This window comes from Nonomuraea sp. NPDC050202, from assembly GCF_040656115.1.
Lineage (GTDB): Bacteria > Actinomycetota > Actinomycetes > Streptosporangiales > Streptosporangiaceae > Nonomuraea.
The window spans coordinates 151140-177731 of record NZ_JBFALF010000013.1 but is presented as its reverse complement, the minus strand read 5'-3'; the positions used below and the strand labels follow the sequence as shown (position 1 = coordinate 177731).

The window sequence follows — 26592 nt, the reverse complement described above, 5'->3', positions numbered from 1 at the left end:
CACTTCGTAAAGTACGTACTTGACGATCGTTGCGGAGTTGACGCCCGTGAAGCCTTCGGAGAGCGAGTTCGTCGACCGGATGGGGCTGGTCATGGAGCGCCTGGGCGGCACGCGCACCATGGGCCGCCTGTGGGCGTGGCTCATGATCTGCGACCCTCCCGACCCCTCGCTCACCGACCTGGCGGCGGAGCTCAGCTTGAGCAAGACCGCCGTCAGCACGGTCGCCAGGCAACTGGAGGCGGGAGGCATCATCGAACGTGTCCCCGCGGCCACCCGCGAGCACCGCTACCGCGCGGTCAACGGCGGGTGGGCGCAGATCCTGCGGGTCCAGCTGGACCTGGTCAAGCAGAGCCTGGAGACGCTGGAGTACGGGCTGTCGATCCTCGACGAGGACCGCACCGGCCAGCGCGACCGGCTGGAGGAGACCCGGGACTTCTTCGCCTTCACCGTGCAGGACGGGGACGAGATGCTCCACCGCTGGCAGGAGTACCGCGACACGTCATCCTGACGTACGTCTCCATCGAGGGATCTACAACAAGGAGAGGCGATGGCCGACATCGTCGAACGGTACGACATCCCCGTACAACACTTCTGGCTGCACGGGCCCCGATCGGGCCCGGCGGTCGAGTTCGCGGCCGACGCCGGAATGTGGAACGTCTACGGTTACCAGGAGCTGCACGACGTGCTCGGTGACCCGGCGGCGTTCTCCTCCGACACCATGCGGGTGGTTCCCGAGTCCATGCTGCCGTCCAAGGACGACTTCTCGCTGGACGGCTTCATCACCCAGATCGACCCGCCCGAGCACGGCAAGCTGCGCAAGCTGGTCAGCAGCGCCTTCACCCGCAAGGTCGTCGCGGATCTCGAGCCCAGGATCGCCGCGCTCACCCACGAACTGCTCGACGCGGCGCGCGATCGGGAGCGGTTCGAGCTCGTGACGGACCTGGCCTATCCCCTGCCGGTGATCGTCATCGCCGAGCTGCTGGGGATCCCCGGCAGCGACCGCGCCCTGTTCAAGCGGTGGGCCGACGCGCTGTTCCAGCGCGACGCCAAGGTCTCGGTCAACCAGCCGGCGGACGAGCGGGAGGCGGAGCTCCAGGCGGTGATGAAGCCGTGGAAGGAGATGTCCGACTACCTCGGGGGGCACGCCGTGGAACGCCGCCGGCAGCCGCGCGCCGACCTGCTCACCAGGCTGGTCGAGGCCGAGGTGGACGGCGAGCGCCTGCCCGACGAGCAGGTGGTCAACTTCGCGATCGTGCTGCTGCTCGCGGGGCACATCACCACGACGATGCTGCTCGGCAACACGGTGTTGTGCCTGGACGCCTACCCCGAGCAGCAGGACCGGGCGCGCGCCGACCGGGCCTCGATCCCGGCCGTCATCGAGGAGTCGCTGCGGCTGTTCACGCCGTTCGCGGCGCTCGGCCGCGCCACCACCCGCGAGGTCGAGCTCGGCGGCGTGACCATCCCGGCCGATCAGATGGTCATGTGCTGGCTGGGTGCGGCCAACCGGGACCCCCGGCAGTTCCCCGACCCCGACGCCTTCGACCCGCATCGCGATCCCAACCCGCATCTCGCCTTCGGGCGCGGCATCCACTTCTGCCTGGGCGCTCCCCTGGCCCGGCTGGAGGGGCGGGTCGCGCTGAACATCCTGCTCGACCGGTTCGATGGGCTCCGTACGGATCCTGATGACCCGGTGCAGTTCATCCCGACGCCGACCCTGACCGGCGTGCGGCGGCTCTCGCTCGTCCAGAGCTGAGGCGGTGCGGGGTGCGCCGCGGAACCTCGTGCGGCGCACCCCGCCACTCCCCGGCCCGAGCCGGGACGCGTCAGAACGCGAAGCCGCCCGGGCGGCCGTTGCGGTCGGCGATCAGGCCGGCCAGGGTGGCGACGGCGATCTCGGGCGGGGTGCGCGAGCCGATGTTGAGCCCGATCGGCCGGTGTACCCGGGCGACCTCCTCCGGCGGCACCCCGAGCTCGGCCAGCGCCCGTACGTGCGGCGCGCTGTGGCGGGCGCTGCCCATGATCCCGACCCAGCGGACGGGGAACTTGAGCACGTCACGCAGGATCGGGCCGATCTCGTCGCGGTGGTGGTCGGTGAGCACCACGTCCGCCGTGCCGTCGAGATGGTCGGCGAGCCGCTGCGCCGGCGCGAATCCGGCCAGGTGCCGCTCGGGGTCGGGCTCGTACAGGACCGGGCGATAGCCCAGCTCGGCCCCGAACCTCAGCAGGCAGCCTGCCACCGGGGAAGCGAAGACGGCGACCAGCGTCCGCCCGCCCTCCGCGGCGGGAGCGTCGCTGTGGGCCACCTCACACGCCGGGTCCTCATCGTGAGTGTGGGTCATACCCCCGTACGTTACGCGGCGGGGCTCGGCGTGAGCAGGTCCTCCAGGCCGATGCGGGCCAGGAAGCGCGCCCGTACGCGGTCGGCGACCTCGCTCACCTCCGCCGACCCGTCGTCGATCGGATCGACGTGCACCCGGAACGGCCGCTTGCCGTGCGGGGCGTCCACGACCTGGACGACGGCGTCGGCGACCAGGGACACGTCGGCGCCGGGCGGCTGCAACGCGGCCAGCCGCTCCCCCACCTGCTCCATCAGCCCGCCGTACCGCTCGTCGTAGGCCGGGACGACGCGCTGGTCGGCCGGGTGGCCGGCGTTGGCGAAGTGGTCGGTGCCCGAGGTGAACGCGCCGGGGATGACGAGCGTGGTCTCGATGCCGAAGCGGGCCACCTCGGCCGCGTACGACACCGCGAGCGCGTCGGCCGCCGCCTTGGCGGCGAAGTACGGCGCGAGGTACGGCGGGGTGCCGCCCCTGGTGGAGCTGGAGCCGATCCACAGCAGCAGGCCCTGGCCCCGCTCGCGCAGGTGCGGCAGGACCGCCCGGTTGAGCCGCTGGCTGCCCAGCACGTTCGTGTCGTAGACGGCGGCCAGTTCCTCGGGGGTGAACGCCTCGGCGGGGCCGAGCACCATGTGGCCCGCGTTGTGCACGACCACGTCGATGGCGCCCGCCTCGGCCAGCACGGTCCCGACCGCCGCGGCCACGGACTCCTGCGAGAGCACGTCCAGCTCGACGGTGCGCAGGTCCACGCCGTGCTCGCCGGAGTACCGCGCGGCCTCGGCGACGCGGGCGGCGTTGCGGCCGGCGGTGGCGCGCATGGCCGCGTACACGGTGTGGCCGGCGCGTGCCAGCGCGCGGGCCGACAGCGCGCCGAAGCCGGAACCGGCGCCCGTGATCAGGATGGTCTTGCTCATGGGAGATCTCCTCGTCAGAACGTGATGACGCGACGGCCGCCCGCGGAGCCGCCGCCCATGGCCTCCAGCGCGGCCGGAGCCTCGTCGAGGGCGATCGGCGTGACCTGGGGCAGGATGCCGTGCTGCGCGGAGAAGGCCAGCGCGTCGCGCAGGTCGTGCGGCGAGCCCGACGGCGAGGCCATGACGTGCAGCCGGTTGAGCACCATCGGCTGGGCGGCGAGGGTGAGCGGCGTGTTGTCGTAGCCGCAGAGCACGAGCGTGCCGTCGGGGGCGAGCCCGGTCAGGACGGCGGAGGCCGCCTCGTTGGAGGGGGCGGCGTTCAGGATGACGTTCGCGCCGCCGTCCCAGGCCTTGAGCGCGGCGGCGGGGTCGGTGTCGCGGGTGGCCACGTACAGCTCCGCGCCGAGCTCCTTGGCGGTCGCCTCGCCGGTGGCCGAGCGGCCGATCACGGCGACCCTGGCGCCCATCGCGGCGGCGTACCTGATGGCCAGCGCGCCGATGCCGCCGCTGCCGATGACCGCCACCCGGGAGCCGGGCCCGGCACCTGCCCGCCGCAGGCCGTTGAACGCGGTCAGGCCCGCGCACATGAGCGGCGCCGCGGCCACCGGGTCGAGCCCGGCCGGGAGCGGGGTCACGTACCCGCCCTTGAGCAGGGTGTACTCGGCGTAGCCGCCGTCGGCGACGATGCCGGTGACGCGCTTGGCCGGGCAGAGGATCTGGTCGCCGGACACGCAGTAGTCGCAGTGGCCGCACGAGTCGTACAGGAACTGGGCGCCGACCGCGTCACCCACGGACAGGCCGGTGACGCCGCTGCCGAGCGCGGCGACCGTGCCGGTGATCTCGTGGCCGGGGACGACGGGGAAGCGGGCGAAGGGGTAGTGCCCGCGCAGCAGGTTGAGGTCCGTGAAGCACAGGCCGCAGGCGGTGACCTTGACCAGGACCTCGCCGGGGCCCGGCTCCGGGATCTCGCGTTCGATCAGGGACAGCGGGGTCTCGACCCCGGTGGCGAGTGCTGCTCGCATGACGGTTCCTCCCGCGGCCCGGGTGACGCCCCCGTACCGCTGTCACCAGACTGCCCCACCTGCTCCTGAACAGCCTGGGGTGCTCAACCCCAGCTTCTGAACAGCCCGAACGCCGGGCCGGGGGTGTCGCGCCAGACCTCGGCGGGGTCGAGCGTGTGCAGCTTCGGCACGGCGCCGGCGTCGTCGGGGACGAACCAGAGCAGCCGCTGGGCGGCGTCGGCGGTGACGATGCTGTTGCAGGTGACCTTGAGGGTGCCGAGCGCCGGGTTGACGACCCGCTTGTACTCCTCGTGGCGCACCTTGACCTCGCGCGCCTGCCACAGCCCGGCGAACTCGGCGCTCGCGCCCAGCAGGTGGTCGACCAGAGCGCGGGAGGCCGCGTCGGCGGGGCCGCGGCGGGCGACGGCGGCCCGCAGATCGCTGACGAGCAGCCGGGAGTGGTAGTCGTGGTCGTCGGGCGGGTAGAGGTCGCGGGTTGCCGGGACGGTGAACCAGTGGAACAGGAAGCCGGCCCGGACGCCGGTCAGCCCCGCCTGCGGCCCGACGAGCACCTGCGCGGCATGGTTCTGCACCACCACCTCGTGCAGGTCGGTGATCACCATGGCGGGGGTGTCCTGGAGCCGGTCCATGAGCTGGCGCAGCGCCTCCTGCATGCGCACGGGCTCGGCGCCGAGCGGCGCCGGATGGCCGGCCAGGTGGAACAGGTGCGCGGTCTCGTCCGGATCGAGGCGCAGGGCGCGGGCCAGCGCGTGCAGCACCGGCTCCGACGGGCACTGGCCGCGGCCCTGCTCCAGCTCGGTGTAGTAGTCGGCGGACATGCTCGCCAGCTCCGCCACCTCGTCCCTGCGCAGGCCGGGCACCCGCCGCCGGGTGCCCGGCGGCAGGCCGACGGCCTGCGGGGCGAGCCGGTCCCTGCGCGACTTGAGGAACGCGCCCAGCTCTCCGAGATCCACCGTTACCTCCCGGTTGCTCAGCGGCTCGATTCCCTGATGACGAGCTCGAACGGGGCGACGTACTGGCCGGTCGGGCGCAGCGGCGCGGCGATGCGCTGGGTCACCAGCTCGACGGCCTTGGCGGCCATCCACCGGTGGTCGGGCGCCACCGTGGTCAGCGACGGCACCGCGTACGCCGCCGCCGGGATGTCGTCGAAGCCGGCGACCCGCACGTCGCCGGGGACGCGCAGGCCGCGGTCGGCCAGGCCGCGCAGGATGCCCAGGCAGACGGTGTCGGTCACCGCCACCACGCCGTCCACCTCGCGGCCGGAGTCGACCAGGCGGTGCGCCGCGGCGCGGCCCGCCTCCATGCTCATGTCGTCGAGGGCGAACAGCAGCGGCGGGTCCACGTCGAGGCCGCGCTCGGCGAGCGCGGCACGGTAGCCCCGGTAGCGGCGCGTCACCACGTTCACGCCTTCGAGGCTACCGCCGGTGACGATGGCGATCCGGCGGCAGCCCTGGTCGGCCAGGTGCGCGGTGGCGGCGTGGGTGCCCTCCTCGTTGGGCATGGCGACGTGGTCGAAGCGGCCGCCGAAGTCCTGCTCGCCCAGCATGACGACGGGATAGTGGGCGTCGGCGGGCTCCTCCAGCCGGTCGAGCTCGACGGCGCTGAGGATCAGCCCGTCGAACTGCAGGGTGCGGGAGCGGGCGATGGCGTCGGCCTCACCGCCGGCGTCGGCGCCCGACTCCTCGACCGCGACGTGGAAGCCGCGCCGCCGGGCCTCGCCGATCACGTGGGAGGCGAGATGGCCGAAGTAGGCGGCCTCGATGTCGGGCACGGCGAGGCCGATCACGCCGGTGCGCCCGGACTTGAGCGTGCGGGCGGAGACGTTGACGCGGTAACCCGACTGCCGGATGGCCTCCAGCACGCGCCTGCGGACCGGGTCGCTGACCCCGGCACGGTTGTTGACCACGTTGGAGACGGTCATCTTCGACACCCCGGCCAGCCGGGCGACGTCTCCCATGGTCACCATGCCGTGCCCCACGCTCCGCTCTCCCCGCCCTCCTCGTCGAGCTTATCGCGCCCCACCTGCGCGCCCGGTCAGCCCAGCCGGCCCTCGACCGTGACGAAGGAGTGGGCGGGCAGGTGCACGCGCAGGCCGGTCGCCGTGGCCGTGACCTGCTCGTGGGCGCGCGGGGCGATGGTGTCCGGCGCGTCAGGGGTGTTGTGGGCCTGGAGGCTGCCTGCGGTCAGGATGCGGGCGCCGAACTCGGCCACCGTGCCGCCGCGCAGGTCCAGCTCGACGTCGGCCGCGTCCGCCGCGTCCAGGTTGGACAGCGAGATCAGCACCCGGCCGTCCTTGCGGCTGGCCGACACGGAGACGGTCGCCAGGCTCGTCCCGCCGACCTCGCGCGCCGGGAGCGCGGCCTTGAGGTCGACGCGCAGCGAGGCGGCGTCCTGGTGGCCCTTGTTCATCTCGAACACGTGGTAGGTGGGGGTGAGCACGAGGGCCTTGGTGTCGGGGTCGGTGAGGATCATGGCCTGGAGCACGTTCACCGTCTGGGCGATGTTGGCCATGATCAGGCGGTCGGCGTGGCGGTGGAAGATGTCGAAGTGCAGGCTGGCGACCAGGGCGTCCCTGAGCGTGTTCTGCTGGTAGAGGAAGCCCGGGTTGGTGCCCGGCTCGACGTTCCACCAGGTGCCCCACTCGTCCAGCACCAGGCCCACGTTCCTGCCGGGGTCGTAGCAGTCCATGACGTTGGAGTGGCCGGTGATCAGCTCGTCCACGCGGGCGGCCTGGACCATCGTGCGGTAGTAGTCGTCGGTGTCGAACGCCGTGGCGTCGCCCTTGTCCTGCCAGGTGCCGGGGATCGTGTAGTAGTGGAACGACAGCGCCTGCATGAAGGGCGCGGGCCGGTAGGCGCAGCCCAGCTCGCCGAGCTGCTTCATCAGCGTCTCGGTCCAGGCGTAGTCGGCGGAGTTGGCGCCGGCGGCGATGCGGTAGAGCTTGTTGCCGCCGTGGTCGCGGCAGTAGGTGCCGAACCGGCGGGCCTCGGCGGCGTACTGCTGGGCGCTCATGTGGCCGCCGCAGCCCCACGCCTCGTTGCCGAGCCCCCAGAAGCGGATCTTCCACGGCTCCTCGCGGCCGTTGGCCTTGCGCAGCCTGACCATCGGGGAGTCGCCCTCGCGGGTGAGGTACTCGACCCAGTCGCTCATCTCCTTGACCGTGCCGGAGCCGACGTTGCCGCTGATGTACGGCTCCGCGCCGAGCAGCTCGCACAGCGCCATGAACTCGTGGGTGCCGAAGTGGTTGTTCTCTTCGACGTTGCCCCAGTGGGTGTTGACCATCGCCGGGCGCTCCTGCTTGGGCCCGATGCCGTCCATCCAGTGGTACTCGTCGGCGAAGCAGCCGCCCGGCCAGCGCAGGTTCGGGATGTCCAGCGCGCGCAGCGCCTCCACCACGTCGAGGCGGATGCCGCCCTCGTTCGGCAGGTCGCTGTCCTCGCCCACGTAGAAGCCGCCGTAGATGCACCGGCCCAGGTGCTCGGCGAAGTGGCCGTACAGGTGCCGGCTGATCACCGGGCCGGTCACGTCGAGGTTGATGACAGCGGGCACGACGTTGTCGCTCATGGGGAGAGAACCATTTCTCGCACGGGATGTGTATCGATAAATGCGAGGCAACTTTATCGATACACATGCCCGTGTCAAGGTGCTCACCACACCCGGTCTCCGGCCGGGCGCAGCCGGCCGGCCAGCACGCCGAGCAGCAGCACCGCGACGACGATGGACGTCAGGGCGAGGCGGAGGCCGGCCGGCCCGCTCAGCGCGCCGATCAGGGCCGGTGCGGCGATCGACGCTCCCGGCAGCTGGCCCAGCTCGACCATCGACACGCCCTCGCTCGGCGACAGCCCCTCCTGGTGGCCCGCCAGCGTGTAGAGGGCGGGGTTGACGCCTGCCATGCCGACCGCGAGCAGGACGAACCCGGCCACCGCCGCCATCGGGGTGCCGAGCAGCAGGCAGAGGCCGAACCCGCCGGCCGCGAACAGGGTGCACGCCCGCACCATGCGGACGATGCCCAGGCGGGCGGTGACCCGGTCCACGGCCAGCAGCGTCACCGTTCCGGCCGTGGTGGCGACGGTGTAGGCGACGCCGCCGGCGACCGGGCCGGCGCCCATGGTGTCGGAGACGTAGACGGCGTTCCAGAGGACCGCCGCCTCCGAGACGTACCCGGACAGGAACGCCATGGCGGTCAGCGGGAGCACCCTGCGGGTGAAGCGCCCGCGCGGCCTCCCCGCTCCCCCGCCCGCCTCGTGCGGCAGCCACCGGGCCGTCGCCGCCAGGCAGAGCCCGAGCAGCGCGCTCGTCAGCGCGAACTGCGCCCACGGCCGCACGTCCAGCGCCGCCGCCAGGGTGCCGGTCAGCCCGCCGGCCAGCGTGCCCGCGCCGAAGCAGGCGTCGAAGCCGCCCATGAGGGGCCTGCCGTAGCGGCGCTGGACCTCCAGCGCCAGCGCGCCCATGGGGACGGCCATGACGAGGGAGACCAGCGCCCACGTCGTCAGGCCGAGCACCACCGCGGCGAAGCTGCCCGAGGCGGCGAGCGGGGGCACGGTGAGCAGGACGAGCGCGGCCCCGGCGACACCGAGCAGCCGGTTGGAGACCCGGCCCGCCAGCAGCACGATCGCGCAGAGGCCGGCGAGGTTGCCGATGCTCGGCACGGTGTTCGCCAGGCCCCAGAGGGCGTCGTCCGCGCCCACCTGCCGGCGGATCTCGGGGACCCTGGCGGCCCAGCCGCCGATGGGCATGCTCATGATCACGTAGAGCAGGGAGACGGCCACGCGGGCCCGGACCGGTGCGGGCATGCCTGGGCTCCTCCGTGTCCGTCGCCGCCGGCCGGCGCCCCGGCACGGTATGCGGGGACCGCACGGCCCGTCAACCATGCGATGCTGTGGACGTGCAGCAGTGATCCCGGCTTCCGGTGAGGGATTCCGATGGGCTTGGAGGTCGAGAGCCGGCCGTCCGACTCGCCGTACGTCGAGCGGGTGTGGCGCAGCCGCAGCGACGACGTCGGCCGCATGACGTCGATCGCGTCGGCGACCTGGGACCTGGTCTTCTGGGAGCACGGCGGGCAGGTCAGCGCGGCCGTGCAGGGGCCGGAGACGAGGGCGAGCCCGGCGCCGGTCCCCGAGTACGCCACGTTCTTCGGCATCAGCTTCGCCACCGGCGCCTCGATGCCGCACTTCCCGATGGAGCGGCTGGTCGACGGCAACGTGCCGATCCCGGGCACGACGCGCAGGTCGTTCCAGCTCAAGGGCTCCACCTGGCGGTTGCCCGGCTACGACGACGCCGAGTGGTTCGTGCGGCGGCTCGTGCGCGAGGAGATCCTGGTCCTCGACCCGGTCGTGGCCGCAGTGCTCGGCGGCAGGCCGGCGGGCGTGTCGGCGCGTACGGTTCAGCGGCGCTTCGTGGCGGCGACCGGGCTCACCCAGGGCGCGGTCCGCCAGATCGGCCGCGCGCGGCAGGCGGCGGTGCTGATCCAGGAGGGCGTGCCGGCGCCCGACGTGGTCCACCGGCTCGGCTACTTCGACCAGCCGCACCTGGCGCGGTCGTTGTCCCGCTACGTCGGGCGGACCGCGACCCAGCTGGCCGGCAGGGCCTCGCCGGAGCCGCTGTCGCTGCTGTACAAGACCTGATCACAGCCGGTAAAGCACCCCGGCATGGCGTCTATAGCAAGGTTAGCCTAACCTTAGGCCCATGACCGAGGAGATCTCTCTCCGCGGCGCGGAGCTTTGCCTCAGCTACCACGGCACCCCCGTGGTCGAGGACGGTCGCATCACCCTGCGGCCGGGCCACGTGACCGCTCTGGTGGGCCCCAACGGCAGCGGCAAGTCGACGCTGCTGCGCGCGCTGTCCAGGCTGCACCGCCCCGACAGCGGCGTCGTGACGCTCGGCGACGGCGCCGACGCCCTCGCCCTGTCCGCGCGCGACTTCGCCTGCCGGGTGACGCTGCTCGCGCAGAGCCGCCCCACCCCGGGCGGCGTGTGCGTGCGCGACGTCGTCGGCTACGGCCGCCACCCCTACCGGCGGCGCTGGCGGGCCGCGGATCCCGACGGCACCACCCACGTCGAGCGGGCGATGCGGCTCACCGGCGTGACGGGGATGGCCGAGCGGCCGGTGGACGAGCTGTCCGGCGGCGAGCTGCAGCGCGTCTGGCTGGCCACCTGCCTGGCCCAGGACACCGGCGTCCTGCTGCTGGACGAGCCCACCACGTTCCTCGACCTGCGCTACCAGGTGGAGCTGCTGGACCTCGTCCGCGACCTGGCCGACGAGCACGGGGTGGCGATCGGCGTGGTCCTGCACGACCTCAACCAGGCCGCCGAGATCGCCGACCACGTCGTGCTGCTGCACAAGGGGCGCATCCGGGCGGACGGCCCGCCCGCCGAGGTCCTCACCGAGGACCTGCTCACCGAAACGTACGGCATCCGCATCGAGGTCAGCCACGACCCGAGGACGGGCACCGTGACCACCCGGCCCATCGGCCGCCACAGCAGAACCGTCCCAGCAACCACATGACAGGAACAACCATGCGCAGTGCCCTGACGGCCCCCCTGACCGCCATCGCCGCCATCATCGCCCTCGCCGCCTGCGGCACGACCGAGGCCCCCGTGACCGAGCAGTCCCCCGCGGCCGGCACCACGGCCTCGGCCAGCGCCGGACCCATCACCGTGACCGACGCCCGCGGCAAGGAGGTCAAGCTCGACCGCCCGGCCACCAGGGTCGTGAGCCTGGAGTGGGCCGAGACCGAGATGCTGGCCGGCCTGGGTGTCATGCCGGTGGGCGCGGCCGACGTGAAGGGGTACGCCACCTGGGACACCGCCGTCAAGCTCGACTCCTCGGTCAAGGACGTCGGCATGCGGCAGGAGCCGAGCATCGACTCCATCAGCGCCCTGTCGCCCGACCTGGTCGTCATGGAGTCCGACGACGAGGAGCTGGCCGCGCAGCTCGAGAAGTTCGTGCCGGTGATCGTGGCCAAGGGCAGCGACGCCACCGACAACCTCAAGCGCATGCGCGACGACCTCGACATGATCGCCAAGGCCGTCGGCAAGACCGAGGCCGCCACCAAGCTGATGTCCGACTTCGACGCGGCGCTGGCCGACGGCAAGGCGAAGATCGCCGCCGCGGGCGGCGCCGGCAAGCCGTTCGTCATGGCCGACGGGTGGAAGCAGGGCAGCACGATCTCCGTCCGCCTGTTCGGCAAGGGCTCGCTGGTCTCCGAGGTGGCCACCCAGCTCGGCCTCAAGAACGCCTGGACGGGCAAGGTCGACGACCAGTGGGGCCTGGGCACCACCGACGTCGAGGGCCTGAACGTGCTCAAGGACCCGGAGATCCGCTTCTTCTACAACGCCTCCGACGGCGACGACGTCTTCGCCGACGGGCTCAAGGACAACGCCATCTGGAAGTCGCTGCCGTTCGTCGAGAAGCAGCAGGTCACCAAGCTGCAGGACGGCATCTGGACCTTCGGCGGGCCCCTGTCCTGCCGGCAGTTCGCCGACGCTCTGGTGAAGGCGTACACCGGTTGAGCACGGACGTCCTGACCCCGGCGCCGCCCACCACGCCGCTGCGGCGGCTGGGCACCGCCGGGGTCTTCCTCCTCGCGCTGGCCGCCACCGTCCTGGTGGCGGCCGTGCACGTCACCCAGGGCACCTCGTCGATCGGCGCGCTCGACCTGCTGGCGCTGCCGTTCGGCGGCTCCGGCAACGCCGACGAGGCCGCGCGCGTGCTGCTGGCCTCGCGGCTGCCCCGGCTGCTGGCCGGCGTCTGCGTGGGCGTCGCGCTGGGCGTGGCGGGCGCGCTGCTGCAGTCCGTCGCCCGCAACGCGATGGCCTCGCCGGACACGCTGGCCGTCAGCTCGGGCGCGTACCTGGCGGTCGCCACCGCGGCCGCGTTCGGGCTGGCACTGCCCGTGTCCATGTCGGGCGGGCTCGCGCTGATCGGCGGCCTGGCCGCCGCCGCGCTGGTGCTGGCGCTGTCGGCGGGCGGGCGCACCGGCACCACCCGGCTGATCCTCGCCGGTACGGCCACGTCGCTGGCGCTCAGCTCGCTGACGAACCTCGTCATGATCCTGTTCGAGCAGGAGACCACCGGGCTGTTCGCCTGGGGCAGCGGCTCGCTCGTGCAGAGCGACCTGGACGCCGTCACCCAGCTCGGCCCGCTCGTCGCGCTCGCGCTGGCCGGCGCGGTGCTGGCCGGGCCCCGGCTGGACATCCTCGGCCTGGGCGACGACACCGCCACGGTCCTCGGCGTGAACGTGCGGCGGCTGCGCCTGTGGCTGACCCTGCTGGCCGTGCTGCTGTCGGCAGCGGCGGTGACGATCGCGGGGCCCATCGGGTTCGTCGGGCTGTGCGCGCCGGTCGTCGTACGGCTGCTGCCCAAGTCCATCCCCGGGCTGCACCGGCACCGCATGCTGCTGCCCCTGTCCGGGGTGGCGGGCGTGCTGATCATGCTGGGCTCCGACATCGTGCTGCGTGCCGTGCTGGGCGCGCAGGCCGGGGTGGAGGTGCCGCCCGGCGTGGTGACCACCGTGATCGGCGCGGCGGTGATGATCTGGCTGGCCCGCCGCTACCGCGACGCCGGCCCGACCCGCAAGCCGCCCGCCGTGCGCACGGGCGGGGCCCGCTCGCGCACCGCCTTCCTCACCGTGGTCGCCCTCTGCGCCGTCCTGGTGGTGGGCGCGGCCGTGCTCGGCATGCTGGGCGGTGACCGGTGGCTGCTCACCGGCGACGTGGCCAACTGGCTGCAGGGCCGCAGCGGGCGGGCCCTGACGTTCGTGCTCGACCAGCGCTGGCCCCGGGTGGCCGCCGCGCTGCTGGCCGGCGCGGCGCTGGCCGTGGCCGGCGCGGCCGTGCAGGCCGTGTGCCGCAACCCGCTGGCCGAGCCCGGCATGCTCGGCGTCACCACCGGCGCGGGCGTCGGCGCGATCTCGCTGCTCACGCTGGCGCCGATGGCCGGCATCTGGTCGATGTCCGCCGCGGCGGGCGCGGGCGCGCTGATCGCGTTCGCCGTGGTGTACGGGCTGGCGTGGCGCGGCGGGCTGAGCTCCGACCGGCTGGTCCTCATCGGCGTCGCCATGCAGAACGCCTGCACCGCCATCACCGTGCTGATCATCGTGCTGTCCGACCCGTGGAACACCGCCAAGGCCCTCACCTGGCTGTCCGGCTCCACGTACGGACGGGTCCCCGAGCAGCTCATCCCCGTCGTGCTCGCCCTCGCGATCGTCACCCCGCTGCTGGTCTGGCTGCGCCGCGACCTCGACCTGCTGGCCCTGGACGAGGACACGCCGCGCATCCTGGGCGTCCCCCTGGAGCCGGTACGGCTGGGCGCGCTCGCCGGGGCCGTGCTGCTCACCTCCACGGCGGTCTCGGCGGTCGGGGTCGTCGCCTTCGTCGGCCTGGTCGCCCCGCACGCCGCCCGCGCCCTGGTCGGCGCCCACCACACCCGGGTGCTGCCGGTCGCGGCGCTGCTCGGGGCGCTGCTGGTCAGCCTCGCCGACACGCTGGGGCGGACCGTGATCGCGCCGGCGCAGGTGCCGGCGGGGCTGGTGACGGCGCTGATCGGCACGCCGTACTTCGTCTACCTGCTGTGGCGGGCGCGCGCCTGATCGCCCTTGGCGTTCAGGCGCGCGCAGCGCCCCCGGTCTTCAGGAGAAGGGCCGGGCGATCTCGTCCAGCGCCAGCACCGTCAGCTCGTACAGCGACCGCGTCTCCGAATCGGCGCACCACCACTGCGTGGCGATCCGCATCGCGGCCAGGAACGCGACCGTGATCACCTCTGGACCGACGTCCCCCGGCCGCCCGCGCCCGGCCACCGCCTGGCTCAGCTCGTGCTCCAGCCGTACCCGCCCCGCGAGCTGCCTGGCCAGCAGCGACGGGTGCCGCGTGGCCAGGCGGGCGCGCAGGTGCCACTCGCGGTCGGGCCCGCCGGTCTCGGCGTAGAGGCCCTGCAGCGCTGCGCGCAGCGCCTGCCAGGCGGTCCGCTCGGCCGGTTGCTCGCGTACGCGCAGCACCAGGCTGTCCAGGCGCGCTTCCTCGCCGTACAGCAGCGCGTCCTCCTTGCCGTCGAAGTAGTTGGAGAACGTGCGCCGCGAGATGTTGGCGGCGTCGGCGATGGCTTCGACGGTGACGTTGTCGAGGCCGTGCTCGATGGTGAGCCGCAGCGCGGCCTCGTGCACCGCCTGCCGGGTCTCGGCCTTCTTGCGCTCCCGCAAACCTGCTGTGCTGCCCATGATGACCCACAGCTTACCCAACGGGAATAAATGCCCAGTGCGCAAAGTTGCCCCCCGTGCATGTAAGGTGTCCGGGTTGATCCCTTCTTTCTAGAAATGGAGATTGCGCGTGAGTGCACAGCCGGCAGCGCCGTCCGCGGCGGAGCCGATGACCCACCGCCAAATCCTCGAAGCCCTCAGCGGCCTGCTGCTGGTCCTGTTCGTCGCCATGATCAGCGGCACCATCGTCTCGGTGGCGCTGCCCCAGATCATCGGCGCGCTGGACGGCAACCAGTCGCAGTACACCTGGGTCGTCACGGCATCCCTGCTGGCCTCGACCGCCTCCACCCCCATCTGGGGCAAGCTCGCCGACCTGTTCAACAAGAAGCTGCTGCTCCAGATCTCCATCGTGATCTTCATGGTCAGCTCGCTGGCCTGCGGGTTCGCGCAGAACACCGGCCAGCTCATCGCCTTCCGCGCGGTGCAGGGCCTGGGCATGGGCGCGCTGCAGATCCTCGCGCAGGTGATCATCGCCGCCATGATCTCGCCCAAGGAGCGCGGCCGCTACAACGGCTACCTCGGCGCCGTCATGGCCGTGGCGACGGTCGGCGGCCCGCTGCTCGGCGGCCTCATCGCCGACACCTCCTGGCTCGGCTGGCGCTGGTGCTTCTTCATCGCCGTGCCGTTCACCATCGCCGCCTTCGCGCTGCTGGCCAAGACCCTGCACCTGCCGACCGTGCGGCGGGCGAACGTGAGCATCGACTACTGGGGCGCCACCCTCATCGCCGCCGGCGTCAGCATCCTGCTCATCTGGGTCACCTTCGTCGGCAACGACTTCGACTGGCTGTCCTGGCAGACCGCGGCGCTGGCCGGCGGCGGCGTGGTGCTGCTCGCCCTGGCCACGTGGGTCGAGTCGGTCGTCAGGGAGCCGGTCGTGCCGCTGCACGTCATCCGGCGGCGCACCCCCGCGCTGGCCATCCTGGCCAGCCTCGCGGTCGGCATGGCCATGTTCGGCGGCTCCGTCTTCCTCGGCCAGTACTTCCAGATCGGCCGCGGGTTCAGCCCCACCGAAGCGGGCCTGCTGACCATCCCCATGATGGCGGGCGTGCTGCTGTCGTCCACGATCAGCGGGCGGATGGTCTCCAACACCGGGCGGACGAAGCCGTACATCCTCGTCGGCCTGGTCGTCCTGCTGGCGGGCTTCGGCGGCCTGGCCACCATCGACCACGAGACCTCGCTGGTGCTGATCTCCGTCTACATGCTCGCCGTCGGCATCGGCGTCGGCATGTCCATGCAGAACCTCGTCCTGGTCATCCAGAACACCGTCCCGCTCAGCGAGATCGGCGCCGCCAGCGGCGCGGTCACGTTCTTCCGCTCGCTCGGCGGCACCGTCGGCGTGTCGGTGCTCGGCGCGGTGCTGGCCAACCGCGTCGCGACCAGCATCTCGGAGGGGCTGGCCAAGGCCGGGATCCCGACCGGCGGTGACGCCGCCGCGGCCGGTGGCAGCCTGAACATCGCCGCGCTGCCCGGCCCGATCAAGGAGATCGTCAGGTCCGCGTACGGCGACGCCACCGGCCACATCTTCCTCGTCTCGACGGCCATCGCCGCCGTCGGCCTCGTCGCCGCCGCCTTCCTCAAGCCCGCCAGGCTCCGCGACAGCCTGGACCTGCCGGCGCCGCCGGCCAAGGAGGAGGCCGTCACCGGCGCGTGACCCCCGACCAGGAAGGCCGCGTTCCCGTATCGCCCGCGGGGACGCGGCCTTCCTCCTGCCCGGCCGGCTCCGGGGCACTCACAGAACGGACCGCACCGCGTCCTCGGACCGGCCGATGACCGCCGACCCGTCGTCGGCCGTGATGATCGGGCGCTGGATCAGGATCGGGTTCTGCGCCAGGGCCCTGATCCACCGGTCACGCGCGAACGCGTCCCGCGGCCACCCGTCCAGCCCCAGCTCGGCCGCCCGCGCCTCCCCGGTCCGCGTGATGTCCCACGGCTCCAGGCCGAGCCTGGCCAGCACCTCGCGCAGCTCGGGCTCGCTCGGCGGATCCTCCAGATAGTGGCGCACCTTGTACTTCGCGGACTCGGCGTCCAGGACGGACAGCGCGGAGTGGCACTTCGAGCACGCGGGGTTGATCCAGATCTCCATGGCAGACGACCGTATCGGGCCCTTCGCCCACCGTCCTACCTCGACGGGAGCTTTCCCAGGAAGTTGTCATGGAAAGGGTCGAGATCGGGTCAGCACTCTTCCCGCCGAGGCCGGGTCGCCATCCGCGCACGCCGCCTCCTGGCTAGAACGAAACGGCATCGATCTTCACCGAGGGAGGTTCCGTGACCCGACGCATCGCCACCGGCCTCGGCCTGGTCACCGCCCTGTGCGTGCCGGGACAGGCGGTCGCGGAACCTGCTCCTCCGCCCGCGCCGCGCCCGCTGAGCCTGGTGCTGGACGGCGACTCGTTCTCGCTCAGGGACGCGTTCGCGATCCTCGACGGCCGTCCCGTCTCCGCCACGCTCGCGCCGTCCGCCCGCGCCACCATGGCCAGGGCCCGCGCGGGCGCGATGGCCGCCCTGGACGACCAGCGGGTGTACGGCTGGAACCAGGCGCTCGGGCCGCTCAAGGACCGGCCGCTCTCGCTCGATCAGCAGGTGCGGTTCCAGCGCAACATCCTGCGCTCCCACGCCGCGGGCGTCGGCGACCCGCTGCCCGACGACGTGGCCAGGCTGGCCCTGATCCTCAAGGCGAACCAGCTCGCCAGGGGCCGCTCCGGCGTCCGCCCCGAGGTGCCCCAGCGGCTGCTGGACCTGGTGAACGCGGGCGTCGTGCCGCGGATGCCGCAGATCGGCTCGCTGGGCACCGGAGACCTGCAGCCCCAGGCCGCGGCCGGCCTGGCGGCGATCGGCGAGGACGCGCCGGTGCGATTCCGCGGCCAGGAGGGCCCCGCCTCCGAGCTCCTGCCCCGGGCCGGGCTGGCCAGGGACTTCACCCTCCAGGCCGGGGAGGCGCTGCCGATCGTCAGCGGCAGCACCGTGCTGGCCGCCACGCTGGCGCACGCCGTGCACCGCGCCACCGCGCTGGCCGACCAGGCGGAGGGGGCGTTCGCCCTGTTCATGGAGGCGACCAGGGCCGAGCGGAGCTCGCTGGACGCCCGTACCCACGCCGAACGGCACATCCCCGAGCAGAACGCGGTCGCCGCGCGGCTGCGCGCGATGGTGGCGGGCTCGCGCTGGATGACGGACGAGGGCCGCCGTCGCCTCAGCCCCGAGCCGCGGGTCCAGGACGCGGTGTCGGTACGGGCGGCGCCGCACATCCTGGCCGGGCTGCGGCAGGCGCTCGCCGACGCCCGCCGCGCCCTGACGCGGGAGGCCAACTCCTCCACCTCCAACCCGCTGGTCTTCAGGCGTGACCGGGGCCGGGGGTACGAGTTCGTGATGGGCGGCAACTGGGACGGCTCCGTCATGGGACACCTCGCCGACACCCTGAACGCGGAGATCGCCGACGTCGGCGTGCTGTCGCAGGAGCTGTCGGGCCGGCTGCTGTCCCCCAGGTGGAGCTACGGCCTGCCGGCGAACCTGGCCGGCCCGCCGGTGGGCCTGAACTCCGGCCTGGTGCAGGTGCAGACGGTGGCCGCCGCGCTGATCCCCGAGATGCAGGCCAGGGCCACCCCGGCGGGCACCCTGTCGCGCCCGGTCAAGGACGGGCAGGAGGATCACAACACGATGGCCATGGCCTCGGCCCGCCACCTGCACGAGAACCTCGACCGGCTGGAGATCGTCCTGGCCGTGCAGTACCTGATGGCGGCCCAGGGCATCGACCTCATCGCCGGGAAGATGGCGGGCCTGCCGCTGGGCGCCGCCACGGGGAGCCTGCTGGCGGAGCTCAGGCGGTACGTCGCGCCGCTCGGCGACGACCGCTACCAGACGCCCGACCTGGAGCGCGCCATCTGGCTGGTGCGCAACCGGCGGCTGGTGCCGTCCGTCGCCATCCGGCCGTAGCCGAAAATGTCGCGATCTTGCCCGTTTCCGTCCCGTATGCTGCTGGACGCGGGCGGCAAGGTCACTGGCTGTGCGCGGACGGGCCCGTAGCACAGTGGTGATGCGCCGCAACTCAATTGCTGGAGGATGCCGGTTCGAGTCCGGTCGGGTCCACTGCCGGGGCGGGGTGAGGAGCGGCGATGGAGGCGGAGCAGGTGGAGGCGTGCCTGCGTCTCCTCGGGCTGGCCAAGCGGTTACCGGCCGACCATCCCGACCGGCGCAGGATCGAGCATGCGGCCACCGGGCTGATCAGGGACGGGCGGCACGAGCGCCGCGCCGCCGCCCGCGCGGAGGCCACGCGCCTGGACGGCGAGTTGCTGGCGGCGACCGCCATGGGGGCCGCCGAGCGCCAGATGGACGCCCCGACGCCGACGCCCGCGCCTGCCGCCGCCTTCCTGCCGGGCAGCCTGCGACGGCCTCGTCACTGCTACGTGTGCAAGCGGCTCTACAGCCGGGTGCACCACTTCTACCACCGGCTCTGCCCGGACTGCGCGGTGGACAACCTCGCCCGGCGCACGGCCCGCGCGGACCTGGCGGGGCGCAGGATGCTGCTGACCGGCGGGCGGGTCAAGATCGGGCATGAGCTGGCGCTGATGTCGCTGCGGGACGGCGCCGAGGTCATGGTGACCACCCGCTTCCCGGCTGACGCCGCGCGGCGGTTCGCGGCCGCGCCGGACGCCGGGCGGTGGTGGGGGCGGCTCAGCGTGGCCGCGCTGGACCTCCGGGATCCGCGGCAGGTGGTGGCGCTCACCGACCGGCTGCTCGCGGAGGGGGCGCCGATCGACATCCTCGTCAACAACGCCGCCCAGACCCTGCGCCGGCCCGCCTTCTCCTACGCCGCGCTGGCCGCCGCCGAGGCGACGCCCCACGACACCGACCTGCCGGTCTGGACGGCGCCGGGGTTCACGCCGCCCGGCACCGGCGTGCCCCGCCCGGCACTGCGCGCCGCCCCCGGCGCGGACGGCCACGAGGCCCCGCGAGGGCACGCACGCATGCAGACGCACGCAGGATCCCACCGGACCCCCGCACCTGCCGGACCGCTCCCGGACACGGCCGGGCCGCTCCCCGACGCAACCGGACTCCTGCCCGACACGGCCGGGCTGCTCCCCGACACGACCGGACTCCTGCCGGACACGGCCGGGCTGCTCCCGGACGTGGCCGGGCTGCTTCCCGACCCCTCCGCCACCAACTCGTGGTCGGCCCGGCTGGGCGGGGTGGAGCCGGTGGACCTGCTGGAGGCGCAGCTCGTCAACGCGGTCGCCCCGTTCCTGCTGGCCGACCGCCTCCTCCCGCTGATGCTCGCCTCCCCGCACCCCCGCCGCTACGTCGTGAACGTCTCCGCCGTGGAGGGCCAGTTCGCCACCGCGAACAAGACCGGCGGCCACCCGCACACCAACATGGCCAAGGCGGCGCTCAACATGCTCACCAGGACCAGCGCCGGCGAGCTGGCGGCGCGGCACGTCTACATGTGCAGCGTGGACACGGGCTGGATCACCGACGAGAAACCGCTGCCGGACCGCGAGCGGCGCGCGGGCACGGGCTGGCGCACGCCCCTCGACGTGGTGGACGGCGCCGCCCGCGTGTACGACCCGATCGTACGAGGGGAGGCGGGCGATCCCGTGCACGGCGTACTGCTCAAGGACTACCGGGAGGTGCCGTGGTGACCGAGTGGGCGGGCATCGGCCCTGTCGCCCCTCGCCCCATGGACGACCTGGCGCCCCTGCTGGAGTGGCTGCGCACCGGCCGCCAGGTCGGGGAGCGCACCGACTTCCCCGCGGGCACGGCCATGCCCGACGGCCGGCTCGACCTGTGCAAGCAGGCGCTGGGCCCGGACGGCGTGCGGGCGGTCGTGTCCGCCCTGCGCCCGCACGGCCCCGTCAGGCACCTGCTGCTCGGCACGGACGGCCTCGGCGACGCGGGCGCGGCCGACGCCACGGAGGGCGCGATCGGCGCCGGGGTGGAGACCGTGTACCTGGGCTGCAACGGTATCGGCGCGGCGGGCGCCTGCCGGATCGCCGACCAGCTCATCGCCTCCCCCGGAGTCGTACGCGGCCTGTGGCTCAAGCGCAACCCGCTCGGCGGGGAGGGCGGCCGGGTGGCCGGGCGGCTGATGGCGCGGGGCAGCGGTCTGGCCACGCTCGACCTGGTGCAGACCGGCCTCGACGCGGCGGCGACGGCGGCCCTGGCGGAGGGGGTGGAGTCGGTGGCGGCGCGCGGTGACCGCATCGGCCGGCTGTACCTCGGCGGCAACCCCCTCGGCGCGGTGCAGGTGGCGCGCATCGTCCGTACCGGAGCGGTGGACGAGCTGTACGTCTCGGCGGCCGGCCTGGGCGACGCGGGGGCCCGCCTCCTCGCGCGGGCGCTGCGCGCGGCGCCGCCTGGGCTCACCCACCTGTCGCTGGCCAGCAACGGCATCGGCCCGGAGCCCCTGGTGGAGCTGGTCGCCGCCGCCGCGGCGGCCGGTGTCACCCTGCTCGACCTCGGCCGGGTACGCGCGGCGGGAGCGCTCGGCGCGACCGGCAACCGGCTCGACGAGCCCGCCACGGCGGCCATCGCGGACATCCTGTCCTCCGCCCCCCACCGCCTCGCGCACCTGATCCTCCGCGACACGGGCGTCACCAGCAGGGGCGCGCTCGCGCTGGTGGCGGGCGCCCGCCGGGCCGCCTCACCCACCCGGTACGCGCTCGGCCCGGGCATCGCCTCCCGCGCCAAGCACGAGCTGGCCGAGCTGGCGAAGGCGGTGCCGCCCCTGTCACCGCACCCGGACGTGGCGGCCATCGCCAGCGTGCACCGCACCCGCAGGCCGCGCTGACGGCCGGCCTGAAGGCCGGGCGGGTGAGAGCGGCGCGAGCCGAGCCGGCGGGCCGCTCCTGATCGCCGCGTGAACGGTCGTGTCCGTCGGACCGGCCTGGTGGATCTTCGTCAGATGCGGCAGTCAGGCCGGACATGAAAGTTTCACCATGGTCAATCCGGGTTGTTATGCCCTGACCGGCCACGACGCCGACCACGCCCAAAGGATCTCCGGCGCTTCATTGACGACCGGAAAGCGCTTTCCTAGATTCACTGTCATTCACTCCCGTGCTTGGCGTTCACATATGTGGACGACAGGCAACAGACAGCACCTACAGACAACCGCAGTAGGTAGGAGCACTCATGCGCACATCACGACGTGTCCTCACCCTCCTCACCAGCCTGGCCGCCGCGGCCGCCGGGCTGACGGCGGCGACCTCGGCTCCGGCCGCGGCCGACACCCCGCTGGTCGGCTGGGCCACGCAGGGCGGCGGCACCACCGGCGGCGGCAGCGTGCCGGCCACGACCGTCTCCTCCGCCTCGGCGCTGACGAGCGCCCTGTCGTCCGGCTCCGCCGCCGTGATCAGGGTCTCCGGCACGATCTCCTGCTCCGGCATGCTCCGCGTGACCTCCAACAAGACCGTCATCGGCAACTCGGGCGCGACCATCTCCGGGTGCGGCTTCAACGTGTCGCAGGCCTCGAACGTCATCATCCGCAACCTCAACTTCAGGAACTGGGGCGACGACGGCATCAACGTCCAGTACTCGACCCGCGTCTACATCGACCACAACTCCTTCAGCAACGGCGGCGACGGCGCCCTGGACATCAAGCGCTCCAGCGACTACATCACGGTGTCCTGGAACCGGTTCTTCGACCACGACAAGACCATGCTGCTGGGCCACAGCGACAGCAACGGCGCCGAGGACCGGGGCCGCCTGCGGGTGACCTACCACCACAACTGGTTCGACGGCACCAACCAGCGTCACCCGCGCGTCCGCTTCGGCAACCCGGTGCACGTCTTCAACAACTACTACGGCAACGTCGGCAGCTACGGCGTCGCCTCCACCCAGGAGGCCGGCGTGCTCGTCGAAGGCAACTACTTCGAGAACACCGACGACCCGTTCCACCTGGGTGAGGGCAGCTCGCCCGCCGGCAGCCTGGTGGCCCGTAACAACCACTTCGTCAACTCCGGCAGCGGCCAGAGCGGCGGCAGCGTCCGGTCGATCCCGTACTCGTACTCGCTCGACAGCGCCTCCAGCGTCAAGTCGATCGTGACGGCGGGCGCCGGTGCGGGCCGCATCTCCATCTGACCGCCCCTCGGGCCGTGAGCGCGGCCGGCCTCCCGCGCTCACGGCCTTCACGGCGCCGCGAGGCCCTGATCGCAGGCGGGCCGGAGCGGGTCGCCGTACGGTGGTGAGCATGTCCTCCACCGAAACCGTGCGCGCGGGGTCCGGCAGGGCCACGCGGCGAGCGTCCGGAAGCGCCTCCGGAAGGGTCCCCGGCAGCGCCTCTGGAAGCGTCTCCGACAGCGCCTCCGGAAGGGTTCCCGGTAGGGCCGCCGGCAAGGCCGGGCGGGCCCACGACACCCGCGAGGCGATCCTCGACGCCGCCGAGCGGCTGTTCGCCGAGCGCGGCGTGGGCGAGGTCTCCAACCGGCAGATCGGCCAGGCGGCCGGGCAGGCGAACAACTTCGCCGTCGGTTACCACTTCGGCACCAAGGCCGACCTGGTGCGGGCGATCGTGCGCCGCCACACCGCCGTGACGGAGGAGCGCCGCCTGGGCATGCTGGCGGAGATCGCCGAGCCGGGCGACCTGCGCGCGTGGATCTCCTGCCTGGTCCGGCCCGCCACCGGCCAGCTCGACGCGCTGGGCGTGCCGAGCTGGCGGGCCCGCTGCCTGGCCCAGTTCGACACCGTGCCCGCCCTGCGCCAGATCGTCGTGGACGAGTCCGTGGCGACGCCGTCGATGGGGCGCGCCCTGGAAGGCATGTTCCGGCTGCTGCCCGGCCTGCCGGAGGCGGTGCGTGCGGAGCGCGGCGACATGAGCCGCCTGCTCGTGGTGCACACGCTGGCCGAGCGCGAGCGGGCGCTGCACGAAGGCGGGCCGGCGGCGGGCACGGGCTGGGAGGCCACCGCCGCCGGCCTCATCGACGCCGGCACGGGCTGGGAGGCCACCGCCGCCGGCCTCGTCGACGCGCTGGCCGGGCTCTGGCAGGCCCCCGTCACCACGCGGCCCGCTCCTGGGTGAAGGAGCTGCGGAGGCGGCCGGGGAGGCCGAGCGGCAGCCCGCCCAGGTCGCGAAGTGGCGGAACGAGGCGGCCCGGCCGGCTCGCGGCTGGCAAACCTCACTTCCGGGGCAGGAGGCAGCGGGCGGGCATCGGAGGATGCTGCGCCCATGGATGCCGAACGAGAACGACTGGCGCAGTCGGCCGCCCCTGACGCCCCGTGGCGGCGGTGGGGGCCGTACCTGAGCGAACGGCAGTGGGGCACGGTCCGCGAGGACTACAGCGCGACCGGCGACGCGTGGAACCACTTCCCGCACGACCACGCCCGCTCCCGCGCCTACCGATGGGGCGAGGACGGGCTCGGCGGCGTCAGCGACGACAAGCAGCGGCTGTGCCTGTCGATGGCGCTGTGGAACGGCAAGGACCCGATCCTGAAGGAGCGGCCGTTCGGGCTCACGAACGGCGAGGGCAACCACGGCGAGGACGTCAAGGAGTACTACTTCTACCTCGACAGCACGCCCACCCACTCCTACATGCGGTACCTGTACAAGTACCCGCAGGCCCCCTTCCCCTACCACGACCTGGTCACCACGAACGCGGCCAGGGACGCGCGCGCCTTCGAGTACGAGCTGCTCGACACGGGCGTCTTCGAGGACGGCCGGTACTTCGACGTGTTCGCCGAGTACGCCAAGGCCGCCCCCGACGACCTGCTGATGCTCGTCACCGTGGCCAACCGGGGCCCCGAGGCGGCCACTCTGCACGTGCTGCCGACGCTGTGGTTCCGCAACACCTGGTCGTGGGGGGCCGGCACGGCCAAGCCCGCGCTGCGGGCCGCGGAGCCGGGGGTGATCCGGGCCGACCATCCCGGGCTGGGGACGTACCGGCTGTACTGCGCGGCGGACGCGCCGCTGCTGTTCACCGAGAACGAGACGAACCACGAGCGCCTGTCCGGCGGCAGGAACGCCTCCCCGTACGTCAAGGACGGCATCGGCCGCCACGTCGTGCGCGGGGAGAGCGGGGCGGTGAACCCGGAGCGGGCGGGCACCAAGGCCGCCGTGCACCACACGCTGACCGTGCCGGCCGGCGGCGAGGTGACCGTACGCGTCCGGCTGGCCGCGGGCGAGGTGGGCCCCGACCCGCTCGGGCCCGGCTTCGACGAGGTGCTGCGGCGGCGCAGGGCCGAGGCGGACGCCTTCTACGCCGCGCTGGCCCCGCCGGACCTGGGCCGGGACGAGTCGCTGGTGCTCCGCCAGGCGCTGTCGGGCCTGCTGTGGAGCAAGCAGTACTACTCCTTCGACGTCGAGACCTGGCTGGCCGAGCACGGCGCCGACCCGTGGACCCGCACCGGGCAGCGCAACCACGGCTGGTTCGACATGACCGCCGACGACGTGCTGCTCATGCCGGACAAGTGGGAGTACCCCTGGTTCGCCGCCTGGGACCTGGCCTTCCACGCGGTCGCGCTGTCCGTGGTGGACCTCGACCTGGCCAAGCATCAGATCGAGGTGCTGCTGGGCGAGCGGTACCTGCACGCCAACGGCCAGGTGCCGGCGTACGAGTGGGCGTTCGGCGACGTCAACCCGCCGGTGCAGGCGTGGGCGGCGCGCTTCGTCAACAGCCTGGACAGGCGGCTCGACGGCCACAGCGACCTGGACTTCCTCGAGCGGGTCTTCCAGAAGCTGCTGGTGAACTTCACCTGGTGGGTCAACCGCAAGGACCCCGACGGGCGCAACGTGTTCCAGGGCGGCTTCCTCGGCCTGGACAACATCGGCGTCTTCGACCGCAGCGCCACGCTGCCGACCGGCGGCACGCTCGACCAGGCCGACGGCACGGCGTGGATGGCGTTCTACACGCAGACGATGGTGCAGATGGCCGCGGAGCTGTCGGACCGGGCGCCCGCGTACGAGGATCTGGCCGTGCGCTTCGCCCAGGCCTTCCTGCGCATCTCCGCCTCGACCGACCGGATCGGCGACCTGAAGGAGGAGATGTGGGACGAGGCTGACGGGTTCTTCTACGACGTGCTGCGACTGCCGGACGGCGAGGCCACCCGGCTGCGGGTGCGCTCCCTGGTCGGCCTGCTGCCGCTGTGCGCCACCACCGTCTTCACCCCGCGCGCCGGCGAGTCGGAGGCGCGGCTGTTCAACCGGGTCAGGGAGTTCGCGAGCCGCCATCCCGACCTGGCCGAGGGCATGTCGGCGGCCGACCGGCCCGGCGTGGCGGGCCGCCGGCTGTTGTCGCTGCTGGACGAGCGCAAGCTGCGGCGGCTGCTGGCGCGCATGCTCGACGAGGACGAGTTCCTCGGCCCGTATGGGATCCGGTCGTTGTCGCGGCACCACGCCGAGCACCCGTACACGTTCCACGTGCAGGGCCGCGAGTACAAGGTGGCGTACCTGCCGGCCGAGTCCGACAGCCGCGTGTTCGGCGGCAACTCCAACTGGCGGGGGCCGGTGTGGTTCCCGATCAACGTGCTGCTCATCCGGGCGCTGCTGCACCTGTACGCCTTCTACGGCGACGACTTCACCGTGGAGTGCCCGACGGGCTCGGGCCACCGGATGACGCTGTTCGAGGTGAGCAAGGAGATCTCGGACCGGCTCGTCCGCACGTTCCTGCGCGGCCAGGACGGGCGGCGGCCGGTGTACGGCGGGCAGCGCGTCTTCCAGGAGGACCCGCACTGGCGGGACCTGATCCAGTTCCACGAGTACTTCCACGGCGACAACGGCGCGGGGCTGGGCGCGGCACACCAGACGGGGTGGACGTCGCTGGTGGCGGTGCTCATGATCGTCTATGGCCGCCTGTCCGCCACCGATTTCTAGCGCGATTCGGATTCCCTCCGCCCCACCCTCCCAAACTGGGGCGGAGGCCGTTCAAAACCGATAAATGCGCATAAAACCGTATTTACTGAACTCTTGACTCACCAGCCCCACGCTCGTGACCTTTCCCATAGAATCCCTGTATGCGGGGTAGACACCGGCGATTACGGACATGCACAATCCGACAGACGTCGTGACCAGAACCGGGGCTGAAACTTATCGGAGCCTCTCTCCGTTCTGCGGATAAGAAAAACGGCAACTGTGAGGAAATGTGCCCGTCACT

22 protein-coding genes are annotated in these 26592 nt (G+C 72.8%); 13 read left to right on the top strand and 9 right to left on the bottom strand.

Translation table 11 applies throughout. The features are described 5' to 3' along the window. The first annotated feature begins 19 nt into the window (after window positions 1–19). Window positions 20–508 (top strand): hypothetical protein, encoded by a 489-nt coding sequence (locus AB0I79_RS30890; protein ID WP_357880208.1) that lies wholly within the window; start codon window positions 20–22, stop codon window positions 506–508. Window positions 509–547: 39 nt separating this feature from the next. Then, on the top strand, window positions 548–1753 hold the full coding sequence (locus AB0I79_RS30885) for a cytochrome P450 (RefSeq protein WP_357880205.1): 1206 nt from the start codon (window positions 548–550) through the stop codon (window positions 1751–1753). A 70-nt stretch (window positions 1754–1823) separates the two neighbouring features. On the opposite strand, the gene AB0I79_RS30880 is transcribed toward AB0I79_RS30885, so the two are convergent. The 7 genes from AB0I79_RS30880 to AB0I79_RS30850 form a co-directional block, all read right to left on the bottom strand. Then, the gene (locus tag AB0I79_RS30880; protein ID WP_357880203.1) at window positions 1824–2339 is read right to left on the bottom strand and encodes an XdhC family protein; all 516 of its coding nucleotides are present in this window, start codon (window positions 2337–2339) and stop codon (window positions 1824–1826) included. 11 nt (window positions 2340–2350) lie between these two features. After that, on the bottom strand, window positions 2351–3247 hold the full coding sequence (locus AB0I79_RS30875; RefSeq protein ID WP_357880200.1) for an SDR family NAD(P)-dependent oxidoreductase: 897 nt from the start codon (window positions 3245–3247) through the stop codon (window positions 2351–2353). Between the two features lie 14 nt (window positions 3248–3261). Then, window positions 3262–4269: an alcohol dehydrogenase catalytic domain-containing protein gene (locus AB0I79_RS30870; protein ID WP_357880198.1), complete on the bottom strand. Its 1008-nt coding sequence runs from the start codon at window positions 4267–4269 to the stop codon at window positions 3262–3264. Window positions 4270–4352: 83 nt separating this feature from the next. Next, window positions 4353–5222 carry a helix-turn-helix transcriptional regulator gene (locus tag AB0I79_RS30865; protein WP_357880195.1) on the bottom strand — a complete coding sequence of 290 codons (870 nt, stop codon included), beginning with the start codon at window positions 5220–5222 and terminating at the stop codon, window positions 4353–4355. A 17-nt stretch (window positions 5223–5239) separates the two neighbouring features. Continuing rightward, window positions 5240–6235 carry a LacI family DNA-binding transcriptional regulator gene (locus AB0I79_RS30860; protein ID WP_357880192.1) on the bottom strand — a complete coding sequence of 332 codons (996 nt, stop codon included), beginning with the start codon at window positions 6233–6235 and terminating at the stop codon, window positions 5240–5242. Between the two features lie 68 nt (window positions 6236–6303). After that, on the bottom strand, window positions 6304–7833 hold the full coding sequence (locus tag AB0I79_RS30855; RefSeq protein ID WP_357880189.1) for an alpha-L-arabinofuranosidase C-terminal domain-containing protein: 1530 nt from the start codon (window positions 7831–7833) through the stop codon (window positions 6304–6306). An 83-nt stretch (window positions 7834–7916) separates the two neighbouring features. Next, window positions 7917–9062, bottom strand: a complete 1146-nt coding sequence (locus AB0I79_RS30850) for an MFS transporter (protein ID WP_357880186.1) — start codon at window positions 9060–9062, stop codon at window positions 7917–7919. Window positions 9063–9191: 129 nt separating this feature from the next. Between AB0I79_RS30850 and AB0I79_RS30845 the strand changes: the two genes are divergently transcribed. The 4 genes from AB0I79_RS30845 (at window position 9192) to AB0I79_RS30830 (ending at window position 13858) form a co-directional block, all read left to right on the top strand. Beyond that, a complete protein-coding gene (locus tag AB0I79_RS30845) occupies window positions 9192–9893 on the top strand; it encodes a helix-turn-helix domain-containing protein (protein WP_357880184.1) in 702 nt (233 codons plus the stop codon). Window positions 9894–9954: 61 nt separating this feature from the next. Beyond that, window positions 9955–10773, top strand: coding sequence for an ABC transporter ATP-binding protein (locus tag AB0I79_RS30840; protein WP_357880181.1), 819 nt, complete (start codon window positions 9955–9957; stop codon window positions 10771–10773). Window positions 10774–10784: 11 nt separating this feature from the next. Beyond that, window positions 10785–11780 carry an iron-siderophore ABC transporter substrate-binding protein gene (locus AB0I79_RS30835; protein WP_357880178.1) on the top strand — a complete coding sequence of 332 codons (996 nt, stop codon included), beginning with the start codon at window positions 10785–10787 and terminating at the stop codon, window positions 11778–11780. Further along, the gene (locus AB0I79_RS30830) at window positions 11777–13858 is read left to right on the top strand and encodes an iron ABC transporter permease (protein ID WP_357880176.1); all 2082 of its coding nucleotides are present in this window, start codon (window positions 11777–11779) and stop codon (window positions 13856–13858) included. The genes AB0I79_RS30835 and AB0I79_RS30830 overlap by 4 nt, the downstream gene beginning before the upstream one ends. 39 nt (window positions 13859–13897) lie before the next feature. On the opposite strand, the gene AB0I79_RS30825 is transcribed toward AB0I79_RS30830, so the two are convergent. Then, window positions 13898–14482, bottom strand: coding sequence for a TetR/AcrR family transcriptional regulator (locus AB0I79_RS30825; protein WP_357880173.1), 585 nt, complete (start codon window positions 14480–14482; stop codon window positions 13898–13900). Window positions 14483–14630: 148 nt separating this feature from the next. Here AB0I79_RS30825 and AB0I79_RS30820 point away from each other — a divergent pair, with 148 nt between their 5' ends. Continuing rightward, window positions 14631–16172 carry an MDR family MFS transporter gene (locus tag AB0I79_RS30820; RefSeq protein WP_357880452.1) on the top strand — a complete coding sequence of 514 codons (1542 nt, stop codon included), beginning with the start codon at window positions 14631–14633 and terminating at the stop codon, window positions 16170–16172. A 78-nt stretch (window positions 16173–16250) separates the two neighbouring features. Here AB0I79_RS30820 and AB0I79_RS30815 read toward each other — a convergent pair whose 3' ends face one another. After that, a complete protein-coding gene (locus tag AB0I79_RS30815) occupies window positions 16251–16604 on the bottom strand; it encodes an arsenate reductase family protein (protein WP_357880169.1) in 354 nt (117 codons plus the stop codon). Between the two features lie 182 nt (window positions 16605–16786). Between AB0I79_RS30815 and AB0I79_RS30810 the strand changes: the two genes are divergently transcribed. From AB0I79_RS30810 to AB0I79_RS30785, 6 genes are all read left to right on the top strand, one after another. After that, window positions 16787–18448: an aromatic amino acid ammonia-lyase gene (locus AB0I79_RS30810; protein ID WP_357880165.1), complete on the top strand. Its 1662-nt coding sequence runs from the start codon at window positions 16787–16789 to the stop codon at window positions 18446–18448. A gap of 179 nt (window positions 18449–18627) precedes the next feature. Next, window positions 18628–20151: an SDR family NAD(P)-dependent oxidoreductase gene (locus AB0I79_RS30805; protein ID WP_357880162.1), complete on the top strand. Its 1524-nt coding sequence runs from the start codon at window positions 18628–18630 to the stop codon at window positions 20149–20151. Next, the gene (locus tag AB0I79_RS30800; RefSeq protein WP_357880159.1) at window positions 20148–21299 is read left to right on the top strand and encodes a ribonuclease inhibitor; all 1152 of its coding nucleotides are present in this window, start codon (window positions 20148–20150) and stop codon (window positions 21297–21299) included. Before AB0I79_RS30805 ends, AB0I79_RS30800 begins: the two co-directional genes overlap by 4 nt. 341 nt (window positions 21300–21640) lie before the next feature. Further along, window positions 21641–22588, top strand: coding sequence for a right-handed parallel beta-helix repeat-containing protein (locus AB0I79_RS30795; RefSeq protein WP_357880156.1), 948 nt, complete (start codon window positions 21641–21643; stop codon window positions 22586–22588). A gap of 109 nt (window positions 22589–22697) precedes the next feature. Further along, on the top strand, window positions 22698–23525 hold the full coding sequence (locus tag AB0I79_RS30790) for a TetR family transcriptional regulator (RefSeq protein WP_357880153.1): 828 nt from the start codon (window positions 22698–22700) through the stop codon (window positions 23523–23525). Between the two features lie 147 nt (window positions 23526–23672). Then, window positions 23673–26312: a hypothetical protein gene (locus AB0I79_RS30785; protein ID WP_357880151.1), complete on the top strand. Its 2640-nt coding sequence runs from the start codon at window positions 23673–23675 to the stop codon at window positions 26310–26312. Window positions 26313–26592: the final 280 nt, after the last annotated feature.

What these genes read in the sequence shown, in the direction of transcription:
- AB0I79_RS30885 (WP_357880205.1), top strand. Translation starts at nt 548, where the DNA reads ATGGCCGACATCGTCGAACGGTACGACATCCCCGTACAACACTTCTGG.
- AB0I79_RS30880 (WP_357880203.1), bottom strand. Translation starts at nt 2,339, where the DNA reads ATGACCCACACTCACGATGAGGACCCGGCGTGTGAGGTGGCCCACAGC.
- AB0I79_RS30875 (WP_357880200.1), bottom strand. Translation starts at nt 3,247, where the DNA reads ATGAGCAAGACCATCCTGATCACGGGCGCCGGTTCCGGCTTCGGCGCG.
- AB0I79_RS30870 (WP_357880198.1), bottom strand. Translation starts at nt 4,269, where the DNA reads ATGCGAGCAGCACTCGCCACCGGGGTCGAGACCCCGCTGTCCCTGATC.
- AB0I79_RS30860 (WP_357880192.1), bottom strand. Translation starts at nt 6,235, where the DNA reads ATGGTGACCATGGGAGACGTCGCCCGGCTGGCCGGGGTGTCGAAGATG.
- AB0I79_RS30855 (WP_357880189.1), bottom strand. Translation starts at nt 7,833, where the DNA reads ATGAGCGACAACGTCGTGCCCGCTGTCATCAACCTCGACGTGACCGGC.
- AB0I79_RS30850 (WP_357880186.1), bottom strand. Translation starts at nt 9,062, where the DNA reads ATGCCCGCACCGGTCCGGGCCCGCGTGGCCGTCTCCCTGCTCTACGTG.
- AB0I79_RS30845 (WP_357880184.1), top strand. Translation starts at nt 9,192, where the DNA reads ATGGGCTTGGAGGTCGAGAGCCGGCCGTCCGACTCGCCGTACGTCGAG.
- AB0I79_RS30840 (WP_357880181.1), top strand. Translation starts at nt 9,955, where the DNA reads ATGACCGAGGAGATCTCTCTCCGCGGCGCGGAGCTTTGCCTCAGCTAC.
- AB0I79_RS30835 (WP_357880178.1), top strand. Translation starts at nt 10,785, where the DNA reads ATGCGCAGTGCCCTGACGGCCCCCCTGACCGCCATCGCCGCCATCATC.
- AB0I79_RS30825 (WP_357880173.1), bottom strand. Translation starts at nt 14,482, where the DNA reads ATGGGCAGCACAGCAGGTTTGCGGGAGCGCAAGAAGGCCGAGACCCGG.
- AB0I79_RS30820 (WP_357880452.1), top strand. Translation starts at nt 14,631, where the DNA reads ATGACCCACCGCCAAATCCTCGAAGCCCTCAGCGGCCTGCTGCTGGTC.
- AB0I79_RS30815 (WP_357880169.1), bottom strand. Translation starts at nt 16,604, where the DNA reads ATGGAGATCTGGATCAACCCCGCGTGCTCGAAGTGCCACTCCGCGCTG.
- AB0I79_RS30805 (WP_357880162.1), top strand. Translation starts at nt 18,628, where the DNA reads ATGGAGGCGGAGCAGGTGGAGGCGTGCCTGCGTCTCCTCGGGCTGGCC.
- AB0I79_RS30795 (WP_357880156.1), top strand. Translation starts at nt 21,641, where the DNA reads ATGCGCACATCACGACGTGTCCTCACCCTCCTCACCAGCCTGGCCGCC.
- AB0I79_RS30790 (WP_357880153.1), top strand. Translation starts at nt 22,698, where the DNA reads ATGTCCTCCACCGAAACCGTGCGCGCGGGGTCCGGCAGGGCCACGCGG.
- AB0I79_RS30785 (WP_357880151.1), top strand. Translation starts at nt 23,673, where the DNA reads ATGGATGCCGAACGAGAACGACTGGCGCAGTCGGCCGCCCCTGACGCC.